The organism is Mucilaginibacter sp. P5_A6 (assembly GCF_056400585.1).
This window is the reverse complement of record NZ_JBFUKZ010000013.1, coordinates 1-12430: the sequence shown is the minus strand read 5'-3', so window position 1 is coordinate 12430 and position 12430 is coordinate 1. Positions and strand designations below refer to the sequence as shown.

At 42.5% G+C, this 12430-nt stretch carries 8 protein-coding genes; 3 read left to right on the top strand and 5 right to left on the bottom strand.

The features are described 5' to 3' along the window. Window positions 1-69 precede the first annotated feature (69 nt). The 5 genes from AC1DO4_RS14970 to AC1DO4_RS14950 form a co-directional block, all read right to left on the bottom strand. The gene (locus tag AC1DO4_RS14970) at window positions 70-1233 is read right to left on the bottom strand and encodes a family 20 glycosylhydrolase (protein ID WP_477417154.1); all 1164 of its coding nucleotides are present in this window, start codon (window positions 1231-1233) and stop codon (window positions 70-72) included. Window positions 1234-1320: 87 nt separating this feature from the next. After that, window positions 1321-2541, bottom strand: coding sequence for a DUF4998 domain-containing protein (locus AC1DO4_RS14965; protein ID WP_477417152.1), 1221 nt, complete (start codon window positions 2539-2541; stop codon window positions 1321-1323). Window positions 2542-2567: 26 nt separating this feature from the next. After that, the gene (locus AC1DO4_RS14960) at window positions 2568-3809 is read right to left on the bottom strand and encodes a DUF4959 domain-containing protein (protein WP_477417150.1); all 1242 of its coding nucleotides are present in this window, start codon (window positions 3807-3809) and stop codon (window positions 2568-2570) included. 34 nt (window positions 3810-3843) lie between these two features. Next, on the bottom strand, window positions 3844-5727 hold the full coding sequence (locus AC1DO4_RS14955; RefSeq protein ID WP_477417148.1) for a RagB/SusD family nutrient uptake outer membrane protein: 1884 nt from the start codon (window positions 5725-5727) through the stop codon (window positions 3844-3846). A gap of 50 nt (window positions 5728-5777) precedes the next feature. Further along, a complete protein-coding gene (locus AC1DO4_RS14950) occupies window positions 5778-9044 on the bottom strand; it encodes a SusC/RagA family TonB-linked outer membrane protein (RefSeq protein WP_477417145.1) in 3267 nt (1088 codons plus the stop codon). 923 nt (window positions 9045-9967) lie between these two features. On the opposite strand from AC1DO4_RS14950, the gene AC1DO4_RS14945 reads away from it, so the two are divergent. From AC1DO4_RS14945 to nadD, 3 genes are all read left to right on the top strand, one after another. Continuing rightward, window positions 9968-10843, top strand: a complete 876-nt coding sequence (locus tag AC1DO4_RS14945; protein WP_477417143.1) for a YicC/YloC family endoribonuclease — start codon at window positions 9968-9970, stop codon at window positions 10841-10843. Window positions 10844-10933: 90 nt separating this feature from the next. After that, window positions 10934-11515, top strand: a complete 582-nt coding sequence (gene gmk, locus AC1DO4_RS14940; protein WP_477417141.1) for a guanylate kinase — start codon at window positions 10934-10936, stop codon at window positions 11513-11515. A gap of 93 nt (window positions 11516-11608) precedes the next feature. Continuing rightward, window positions 11609-12181, top strand: a complete 573-nt coding sequence (nadD, locus tag AC1DO4_RS14935; protein WP_477417139.1) for a nicotinate (nicotinamide) nucleotide adenylyltransferase — start codon at window positions 11609-11611, stop codon at window positions 12179-12181. Window positions 12182-12430: the final 249 nt, after the last annotated feature.

Genomic DNA, 12430 nt, shown 5'->3' with positions numbered 1-12430 from the left:
TAGTTTTTAGTTCGTTTATTAAACTGATTAATTGCCTAGTTAGATAAAAAGCGATATGATAAAAAGTATTTAATTATTGTTTAAGCCGGTATTGTTATCCCGCGTCCTTATTTCTTTAAAAAGCGTTTTGAATGTTGTTACACTTCCGTCCCTGTCTTTATCTTTCCCGTAATAAGCCTGTATAAAATCCCTGGAGTTTCCCCACATGGTATGGAACATACCCTGCATCCTGTTTGACAGTACATGCGAATATTCGGCACGTGAGCCATTTTTGCGTATATCCAATACCTGGTTAAGCTGGGCTATGGCCACCTCTGGCTTATTGCATGAGGATGGCAAAACATTAAACCCCTTAATAGAAAAATAAGCAGGGGTTGGCGGGGCGTCTTCATATTTCCAATCGCAGATCATAATATCCTTAGCAATCAGATCAATGGCCCTGAAGGTATTGTTCATGCTTGCCTGCCAGGCAAGTAAACCGGTGGTCTTTCCGTCTATTAACCTGTCGCTCCACATCCACATCTGGCAGCCCCTGCTTTTCAGGTGATCGTGTAATTTGTTTACATAGGCGGCAAAAATCTCCGCTTTATCAAGTCCGGCACACCGGGGGCACCTGTCATCGCCTATTATCCATACTTCATCAAGGCCCACATGAAAAGAATCGGCCCCACACACATCTATGAGTTCGTCCATTAAAGAAAATACTACCTTTAACAGGTCGGGATGATTTGGGCACACACTTTTGGTATAAAAATCATACATGGTATAAACGGGTTTCCAGGGATGGGGCGGATTTAGCTGCGGGGACTCATCAAACTGGGGATATGCAGCAAGCAATGGAAGAATTTTTTCATCCTCGGACTGGTGGCCAAGCAGGTTCATTTTAGGAATAAAGCGTATGCCCACATCCCGGCAAGCCTTTACAATAGCTTTTAGCTCCGGCTCAGATAATGCACCCTGATCTGCAAGCTCCGGATGGCTTTTAAATTTATATTTATACCTTATTCGTAATACCAGCGTATTAACGCCTTCCTTAGGCAGCGCGTCGCGGATAAAATCACAAAACATAGGTACATCCTTAGCGTCAGGCACTGTTAAAAGCAGCGCCTTCACCGGCAGCTGATTATAATCCGTTTGTTTTTTTTGCTGAGCTGTAACGTTGAGGCCCAGTAATAGCATAGCAATAACTAAGACTGCCTTTACCGGCTGTCGCGCGTTTAAATTGTATTTCATGAAGCAGATATGATTAGCAAAATGTGAAAGAGACCAGGCCAAATGCTCCACTAAAATAAAAGCGAAGTCATTTTGCCCGGTATGCTTTTATTGTTTATTCCAAAAAGTTAGCTCGCTCCAGTTACTACCCTGTGGGTTATCGGCAAAATCAACAGTTTTAACAACCCTTATCCGTATATAGCGCACAGCTGGCGGATTACTGTTCAAATCAAACCGAACCGGATTATTTCCGTCATCGCTACGCACGCATTCTTTAAGCAAAGTCCACCCTTTTGAAATCATTTCTGCTTTCCATCCCGAATTATTTGCCTGCAAAGTTGTAGCGGCGTTTGCAATATCAGCAATGCCCCACACCTCAAAATCTGCCGGGTTATGGTATCCGGCGCGCCCGGTTTCTTCCACTCTCGCCAGGTTGTTATATACTTTCCCCATGTCAAAAGTAAATGTATGGGGTATGCCGTGGTCTTCATCGGTATGGAAAATATTTGGATATGCCTGTGGCCCTACGCTTCCGTCCCATAGTTTACTTAAACTGGTGCCATAAGCGGCATAAACATCATTTGGCAGCGAAGCGTCATCTTTAAATAACGATTTATCGCACTCCACATAAGTGTATATTTTCGGAAAAACATCAAACTGCGCTACAGCGAATGTATCTATCGAAGTACGCTGGGGAATGTAATATGATTTGTAGTTAATCTCCGTTCCGGCTTTGTAGCTGGGCAGGGTTATGGCGCTTTGATCTGGCTTAAGCACGGCGGCGGCGGCAAGCCCTGCGCCGTTTGTGTAGTTAATTACTGTTTTAATGTTGATGGTATCGGGCGTAATAAAGTTTAGGGTTAAGGATCCATTATCATTTAGCACATAAGGGGTTACAGCATCATACCCCCTGTTTAACAGTGTTGCTGCATAAAGCGGCCCATAAACCTTAGCGTTATTAACCTCATAGGGGATGGACTTATTACCCCGGGCATCATACGAGTAAATGGTAAACGAGTAGGTATATTCAGCTAAGTTTTTAATAACGGTCCTGATGGTATCCTGCTTGCCGGTAATGTTTACAACCTGCGAGTCGGCCCCGCTGTTATAATAAACCACGTACCTGGTTATGCTCGGGTCGGGGCTGGCTTTCCATTTAAGTCCCAGTTCTAAGTTACCCGGCTGCACAATGGCAAATCCAACGGCGCCGGTGTATACAATTTCGTGACCATCGTAAAAATCCTTGTAATCGGTGGCGTAATTACTTTTCCGGCATCCAAATCCGGCTACCAGTAAACAGCCCAATAATATATGTATAAGCTTTTTCATGTTTTCTATTTTCAATAATTAAATAGCTATTGCTGGTTTCCGTAAAGTGAAATTTCCATTGCGTGGGCAATGTTACCGCCCGACCAGGTAAGCCCTACAGCCAGGCGTATAAAATGAACCGGGGGCGCGGCCAGCGAAATGTTAAAATTTACACCTTCCATTACAAATGCATTATCAGCAGCGTTGTGGGCCTGTGGGGGCAAACCCGAAGGAGGGTTAGGATAGGTAAAGTTTCCGATGTTAATCCAATCGCCTACAACGGTACCAACCGCTGATGAAAGAGGAAGCTGTGCATCTTTTGGCTGCGCCACATTTGAACCCCACAAAGTAAATATTTTGGGGTTACCATGGCCAAAAGCATACAGATCAGATCCGGCATCCGGTCTTTCCCATAAAATAAAACGGCTTAACTTATAGGAAACCCCAACATTAAACGTACATATAAAGGGCGGATTATGGCCCGGTTCGGTATGCCAGCCGGCTGCGCTGCCATCAGTAACGCCATTCCATAGGTTTGGAAGCGCCCAGCCATAACCAATAGGGGTATCTGATGATAAATTATATGGGCTGAACTTGCTTTTGTCTAACAACGCCTCAAACAAGGGGCTAATACTTTGCTTAATGGTATCTGATATATTACCGTATTTATCAGTAATGTAAACTCCGAAATTACGGGGATCGGTACTGAACCCCCTTACGGAATAGTTAATGGTATCAGACCTGGTATAGTGCTGGTCCTGAATCTCCATTGAATTGGTAGATTTGTCATAAGCGGTAACTATTATTCCTATGTCCTTTTTTAAGGGATTTAAGGCCTTAACGTTAACCCCCCCAAAGTCGGCGCCAATGGTGGTAGCGGCCTTAATTGATATGTAGGGCGGAATTTTGGGATGAACAGTAACCTTCACCGGGTCTGACGAAACATTTGCCCGGCTTACCGTATATAAAGTAACCTCATAATCTGCCTCTTTGGCAAAGCCCTCTACAGTAACTGTATCGGAATAATACGATGATTTTGTTTCTCTTGATACCCCATTCCTGATCTGATACTTAGCCAGCACGTAAAGTATGTTTTCTGATTTAGGCAAAGTATATGTGATGTATGCACCACCATTGTAATTATCAACTTTTAAATTGGTGATTACACCCGGCTTCGTTTTATCAGTAGAAACCGGCACCCGGTCACCATCGCTCCTTTTACACGAAATTATGCTTATCATTACCATACCTATGAGAAGCAGGAATGAACGATTTTTAATATTTTTCATATTGTTTAATTATATGATCGTTATATTTTTGTAATTACCAGTTTAAATTTTGAACAAGATTACTGTTGACGATTAAGTCGTCGCCGGCAATTGGCCACAAATAATTCCTGACATTGAAAACAGGGATAACCAGGTTTCTTGGGCGGTAATAGTTTATTGACGACGATTCAAATATGTTCCACCCCTGCAGCGGTTTACTTAATATGCTTTGCAGTTCTTTCCAGCGGCGCAGGTCCCAGCCCGGTTCACATTCAAATGCCAGTTCTATCCTTGTTTCCTGGTGTATAATTTGCCTTAAACCGTCCTGGGTAGTAAATTTTGAAGGATTTTTTGAATACTTGCTCCAGGCCTCAACAACGCCCGGCAAACCTGCCCTGGCCCTAACCTTATCAAGATATGGAACAACTTGTGTGTACGATTTGCCCTGTTCGTTTAAAACCTCGGCATATTGCAGGTATAGGCCCGCCAACCTGATCAATGGCATCCTGTAATTAACCATGTTGTAGCCTTCGTCATAAACAGATAAATAATTCACCAGTTTTTTGGGGAAGTAACCGGTTATATTTATCCTGATATTATCGGTTGGCCCTGCAAACGAACTGCTGCCACGATCCTGGATATAGTACAGGCTTTCCTGATTTACCTGGCCATTGCCAAACCAAATACCGCCATCAAAACCTATTGACGAATAAAACCTGGGCTCGCGATTAAAGTGTGCTTTAACTGTTTCGTACCCGTTACCTATATAAAACCTGTTGGCGTCATCGCCGGTCCTTAACTCATAACGATTGGCATAATCCCAGGTATTATCTTCATTTATAGGGATACCTTTATTGGTGTAAAACAACTCCTGTTCAGAAATAGGCACCGCGAATGTTCCCGGCAGGTCAGGGCTGGCGGCGGCTTTAGCCGTTAACCGTGGAAAGCAATAGGTTTGGCTCGGAAAATACGGGTTCAACGCCCAGATCACCTCTGTATTCAGGTCCCATTTTTCGGTGATAGTAGTTTGCAGGTCGAGCACTGTTTTTAACGAATCGGACAGTGTGCCTACATTGGCAGGCGGTATAAACTTATGCAAAGCGCTACCATTTGCTTCGCAAGCCGTAATAGCGGCAAGCGTTGCGGCTGCGGCTTTATCCCACTTGGCAGCATCATATGAAGCGGAAAAAAGCTTTTGGCCATCTTTATTTTTTATGTTCACATAGTCGGGGTTGCCGTTAAACAGCGGGCTTGCGGCGGTGGTAAGTATCTGCGCCTTTACGGCAAGCGCTATTGGCTGGGTAATACGCCCCAGTTCTTTTTCCTGGTTTTGTATTATCACCGGCAAATCCGGTGCAGCCTGGTCAAGTAATCTTACCATATAGTTCACCACCGAGTCAGCAGGGGCCCGTTTAACTTTTACCTCTTCTGCCGAACTGTTTATCGGCAGGTTTACATCTATTATAGGTACGGCACCGTATAACCTGAATAAAACAAAGTGATAATAGGCTTTTAAAAATTTTATTTCGGCTATCCATCTCTTCTTTTCACCTGCTGTTAAATCAACCGGCTTGTCAATATTCTCCAGCATAATGTTACACCTTCTTAATGCTACAAACATTGGCTGGCCGCCATTATAACCATTCCAGTAATTGAGACCTACATTTTGACTGCTCTGCGATCCTCTTATCAGGTTAAAACCTACAGGGTCGATGCCATAATAATCTGAAAGATCGTTGGGGAAAATAATTTCTGAAGAAGTGGTAAAACCCGGATTGTTTTGAGGGTATACCATATTTTGTAATGTGGAGTAACAGGTAAACAGATAGTTTTCGGCCTCATTACGATTCCTGAAAGCGTAATCTATGGTACCAACGTTATCAGGCGTAACATCAAGGTACTTTTTACATGACACGCAAGATATTGCTAAAATTGCCATGAACAGATATTTATAATATGATCTCATATTTGAAGTATATTCAGTTAATGTTATAAATTGACGTTTATCCCAAGGTTAAAAACCTTTTGTATAGGGTAGGCAAAGCCATTGCCGCCAAGCTCAGGATCCCATAATTTGAATGGGCTCCAGGTTAACAGGTTCAATCCATTGAAATATATCCTGGCATTTTTAACACGCAACGCTTTTGCTATCCGTTTGGGCATGGTGTAGCCAAACTCAACCGATTTAAGTCGCAGGAAACTGCCGTCGCGCATCCACCAGGTGCTGGTTTGCAGGTTGTTTTGGATGGAGTTGGCATCGGCCCCAAGCCTTGGATATAAAGCATAAAGGTTTTGATTGTCCTCAGACCAGTGATCGTCTGCATAGGCTTTAAGCAGTTGGGTATTCCCGGTGTATTGTGTTTCGGGGCTTTTTACAAAGGGTGATGTTGTAGCCGGGTTAATAAAAAAAGATACTTTAGCCTGCCCCTGGAAAAATCCCGAAAGATCAAAGTTTTTATAGGTAGCCGATAAACCAAACCCGTATACAATTTGTGGTATTACCGGGTTGCCGATAAACGCTACGTCGGCATAGTCAATTTTTCCATCACGGTTCAGGTCGCGGTATTTAATATCCCCGCCCTTAGGCTGCACTCCGCCAGAGGCAAAAAGCTGTGAAGGAGAATTTGCGGCCTCTTTGTCATCAACAAACAACCTTTCGGCAACAAGGCCATAATAGCGGTTAACCGGTTGGCCAACTTCAAACCTGTATGCTTCTTTATAATCGGGCTGCTCAAATTGTGTATACCTGTTGGCAGAATAAGTAAAGTTCCCTCTCATCTGTATAGACAAATCTTTTCCGAGATATTGTTTTCCATCTAATGAAATATCAATCCCTTTTGACTCTACCTTACCTATATTAGCTGCTATGCCGGCTTCAAGCCCCATTGTTGCCGGAATTGAGGCGCGGTTTTGCAGAATATTGTCTTTGTTGTTTTTATAAACCTCGGTAATAACATTAATTTTTTTGAGCAGTGTAAACTCCACACCCAGGTTTATTTGCTTTGATGTTTCCCAGGTTACATCATCATTCTCGTAATTGTTAATGCTTACACCAGGACGATAATAGCTATTGGTTAAACCAAAAGAGCCTGGGTTACCACCGTTTAAATTTACATCGGATAAATAAAAGAAGCGCCTGTTGCTTATTGCATCATTACCTACTAAACCATAGCTTGCACGCAATTTAAAGCGGTCGACAACATTGTATAAGTCGCCCCAGAATTTTTCGTCAGAAACGATCCATGAACCGCCAACAGTTGGGAAAAATCCAAACCGGTGGTTTTCAGAAAAACGCTCCGATCCGTTGTAGCCAAAGTTAAATTCAAGAAAGTACCTGCTTTTGAATGAATAGGTTGCCCTGCCTGCCAGCGTTTGGTTGCGGAAAGGCAAAGAAGTAAGCAACGTTGAACTGCTGGCATTGCCATTAATTGTTTGTTGCTCGGTGCCTATTAAAGCGGCGCTTACATTGTGGTTTTTGGCAAATGTATGCGAATAATCAAGCACGCCCTGTAGGTACATAAAGCTGGAATTCAAACTTTCGAGTGGCGAATAGGCAAGATATTCGCGCGCAACATTATTACCGGTAGGCAAGTTATTGATCCATTGCAGCTGATAGGTGTTACTTGTTTTATCGTAATTTGTTGCTGTATAATAAAAGGGAGCGTAGTTTAGGTACGACCTGAAGTAGGCATACCTGTTGGTACTCATAATGGCGTGAAAGTTTAAACCCTGGGTAACAAAATCCAGGTTTTGATTTAGCTCCAGCTGCGCCAGCATTCTTGACTCCGAATACCTTTGGTGCCCTTTAAGCAGCTCTGCATAAGGGTTAAGATACTTGCTGGCGCCGTCCCCGTTTGATGCAGATGCTACATTGCCGAATAAAATATGCTGGGTATGTACATTGGCAGAGTCGGGCGGATAATATGCCGGAAAATCAACAGGACTTGTATGTGATGCCAGGTTAAAAAGCTGCGTTTGTAAACTACCATCGCTGGTTAAGGGGCCGTTGTAATCATTAAATGTACCTGATAAACGAACGATGAGTTCCGTTTTATCAGAAACGTTGATGTTTACGTTTGACCGTAACTGGTAATTTTTAAAGTTAACGTTGTTGTTGTTATTGTTTCTGATGTCGGTTCTTAATATACCGCCATCGTTGCTAAATGATCCGGCCACGTAATAGCGGGCAACACCGCCCCCGCCCTGGATACTTAAATTCCCGCGTTGGGTACTGGCACGTTTTTTAAACAGCATATCCACCCAGTTTACTGCGGGGTATACATATTGGTTGCTGCCTGGCGTATGGTTAATAGTGGCCTGGGTATTAATGATTTTATTTTCACTATACAGCAGCGGGCTTAACGGATCGCGGGTTTGGGTGGCCTCGTTATAAAGCCGCATATAGGTAATCGGGTCTGCAAGTTCAAGCGTTTTTACAGATTGTGAGGCGGAGTTTTCGAGCCTGAAATTAATTTGTGCCTTTCCGGCTTTACCTTCTTTTGTTTTAACTAAAATTACGCCATTACCACCGCGTGCGCCGTATAAAGCGGTAGCACTGGCGTCTTTCAATACCGAGAAGCTTTCAATATCGTCGACATTTAACCTTGCCAGATCATTTGATGTAAGCTCAACATTATCTATCAGGATAAGTGGATCTTGTTTATAGCCAAAGGTTGTTACCCCTCTTATAAAGAACTGGGCGTTATCCTGCCCCGGCTGCCCGCTCGGTGTATAAGCGATAACCCCCGCTACCTGCCCCGCCAGCGCATTGGTAAGGTTACTTGCCGGTATTTTTAAATTGCCCGGTTTAACTGTAGTAACAGAACCTACAACCGCTTCGCGTGTTTGCTTGCGGTTATAAGCGGTTACAACCACATCATCAAACTGGCTTTTAGTTTCAGATAATACTATTCTGATTACCTTTTGATTAGCTGATACCGTGACCTGCTTACTTACAAAACCCACATAGCTGATCTTTAAAATTGTACCTGCTGCCGCATCAAGCAAGAATTTACCATTGCCATCTGTTACTGTGCTGTTACCTTTTGTGTTAACCGGCGCTATGTTGGCGCCAATAACAGGCACGCCTAATGAATCAACAACGGTACCAATAACGGTTACCTTAGTTTGCGCGGCCGCACGGTTAACAGATCCTAATCCTACAAAAACAAAAAACAGCGCACCAATGGCCGTCAATGTACAGTTAGGAATTTTTAACACCCAAAGGCGTCTGCATGCATCGTAGAATTTTCTCATAAAAAATAGTTTTATAGTTGATTGTTTTTATTGTTTTATAATTTAAAGGCCCTGCTTATACCAAGCTTTTTAGCGGAGTATGCCAAAGTATTAAATGTGTCCGCACACACAAAAAAGTAAAAAAATTAGCTTCCCAAGCCGCTTATTTAATATAAAATAAGCGTTCAAAATCCGTTTGAATCGACTGCTGCACCGTTATCAGGCTTGCTATCACGTACAAATGTGCCCTGCAGGCTGTAAATTACCTATGATTAGATCGAAATAACACAGTACAGCCACGTTTAAGTAGTTGCAATACATTAGCCCGCGTTACTGACCTAAGGCCAAATGTAATTCGGTTTTAAGTGCTTTAATAGTTTATATATTTGCGTGTTCGCACACAAACATAATTAATGTTTTTAAAAAATCAAATAGAGAATAAGCTATTGTGAATTTTTTGTGAATTACAAGGCCACAACGGTGATTTTTCATCGCATTATGCCAATTTTTGACATAACTTCGTCTTATTTAGATCTTTGAAAAGTCAACCTAATTTCAACTTCAGCAAACGCTTTGGTGCCCGAAACGACTTTTTATAATTTGTGCACTAACTAATGGCTACTATCTGTTACATGCCACATAGGCCTTGGGGGCAGCGAAATTATATCATTTCGCTTTTTGTCTTTAGGGGCCCTTTGCCGGTCCTTGCCGATTATTTTTGTTTGATAACTTTTACACACGGGGCGGCTTGTTAAAATCCTCTTTACTTGGCGCCAGGAAACCTTTTCCATAGTCAGCCGTTGTGGTTCGGCGTGGATGAGTTCGCCATAAGCATGCCCTTCTCTCGAAAATTGCCTATTAAAAATCCCAGCTTATAGCCTGGATTTAAAATACTCCCACGATTTCCACTTTCCAACTTTCCGACTAAAACCCTATCTTTGCGCATGATAAAATCCATGACAGGGTATGGAATTGCCAGTTTTGATTCGGGTAATACAAAATATACCGTTGAGATCAAATCCCTGAATAGCAAGTTTCTTGAACTTTCACTCCGTTTGCCCAAAATATTTTCAGAAAAAGAATTTCAGCTGCGTAATGATTGCAGCAAAATGATAGAGCGCGGCAAAGTAAACCTATCTATTAATGTTGAGCAGGTAAATGCTTCTGTTAAAGCAGCCGGTATTGATAAGGTTTTGTTAAAACACTATTATCAGCAGCTTAAAGATGTAAGCCAGGAACTTAACGAGCCAACTTCAAATCTGTTACAGCTTGCTTTGGGCCTGCCCGAAGTTGTAAAATATGATGAAGAAACAGTATCAGAAGATGAATGGAAACTGGTAGAAAAAACATTTCAGCAGGCCCTGGCTGCTTTCCAGCAATTTAGGGCCGATGAGGGAAATGTATTGGAGAATGATGTAAAGTACCGTATCAATATCATTCTTAAAAACCTGGAGCTTGTTGAGTTAGAAGACCCAAAACGTATCCCGTTGATCCGCGAAAGGCTGAACACATTTTTAGCCGAAGCTGCCAGCCGCGAAGCGATTGACCAAAACCGTTTTGAGCAGGAACTGATCTATTACATTGATAAGCTGGATATTACCGAAGAAAAAATAAGGCTTAAAACCCATTGCGAATACTTTATCGAAACACTTAAAAACGCCGATGCCAATGGCAAAAAGCTGGGTTTCATCTCTCAGGAAATAGGTAGAGAGATTAATACACTTGGCTCAAAAGCCAATGATGCCAATATCCAGAAACTGGTTGTAGGCATGAAAGAAGAATTGGAAAAGATTAAAGAACAACTGTTAAACGTATTATAGTTTATTGGTTCACTGGTTCATTAGTTCATTAGTAGCAAGCTGGTGACTGTGCACCGCCAAACACCAATGAACTAATGAACTAATAAACTAATGACCCAAGAAGGTAAACTCATCATATTTTCGGCCCCATCCGGTGCAGGTAAAACTACTATAGTACATCATTTGCTCAGTATAATTCCCCAACTGGAGTTTTCTATTTCGGCAACTACACGCCAGGCGCGCGGCGATGAAGAAGACGGTAAAGATTATTACTTTATTAGCCTGGCAGAGTTTACACACCGTATTGCCAAAAAGCAATTTGTGGAATTTGAAGAAGTTTACACAGCCACGTTTTATGGCACCCTGCGTGCCGAAATTGAACGCATCTGGGCAAAGGGCAAAACTGTTATTTTTGATATAGACGTTGAAGGCGGCCTTCACCTTAAACGTAAATATGACGGGCAGGCACTTGCCATATTTGTGCAACCCCCATCATTAGAGGTTTTGATAGAGCGATTAACGAGTCGTGGCACCGATAGTGAAGAAAAACTGCGAGAACGTTTTGCAAAAGCCGAAAAAGAACTAAAATACGCCCCCCTATTTGATATTATCCTCAAAAATTACGATCTTGAAACGGCTTGTAAAGAAGCTGAGATGTTAGTTAAGGATTTTATTAGCCCCCCAACCCCCTAAAGGGGAGTACTAAAGTTTATTTAGTCAGGGTTTACATAGTCATAAAAATTATAATTTATTCATTCCCCTTTAGGGGGTAGGGGGCAAACTGAAATGAAGATAGGCTTACTGTTCGGTTCATTTAATCCCATACATATAGGGCATCTTATCATTGCTAATTACATGGCCAACCATACAACCTTAGACAAGGTTTGGCTTGTGGTATCGCCGCAAAACCCGCTAAAAAAATATGGCGACCTGATTAACACTTACGACAGGCTTGAGATGGCACGCCTGGCTACTGATAATGCTACCAATATTACTGTAAGCGATGTAGAATTGAGACTACCGCAGCCATCATATACAATTGATACGCTAACCCACCTGAAAGAAAAATATCCTGAACATGAGTTTGCCCTCATCATGGGATCCGATAACCTGGGCACCCTGCACAAGTGGAAAAATTATAAGCTCATCCTGCGCGATTACCGCATCTTTGTTTACCCCCGTCCCGGTTATGAAAACGCCGAGCTGGCCAATCACCCATCCGTAACCATAACCATGACCCCGCTCATGGAGTTATCCGCTACCTTCATTCGCAAATCCATCGCCGAAAAAAAGAACGTTCAATATTTTGTACCAGACCCGGTTTTGAAATTTATTGAGAGCAAGAGTTTGTATAGGTAAGGCGAAAGGTTAAGGGTAAAAGGCTTTCCTTAAACTTCACCAGTCACTTGGATTGGAAAGCCAACTTAACATAATGCCCTTTCACCTTTCACCTTTCACCTTTCACCTTTCACCTTTCACCTTTCACCTTTCACCTTTCACCTTTCACCTTTCACCTTTCACCTTTCACCTTTCACCTTTCACCTTTCACCTTTCACCTTTCACCTTTCACCTTTCACCTTTCACCTTTCACCTTTCACCTTTTCACCT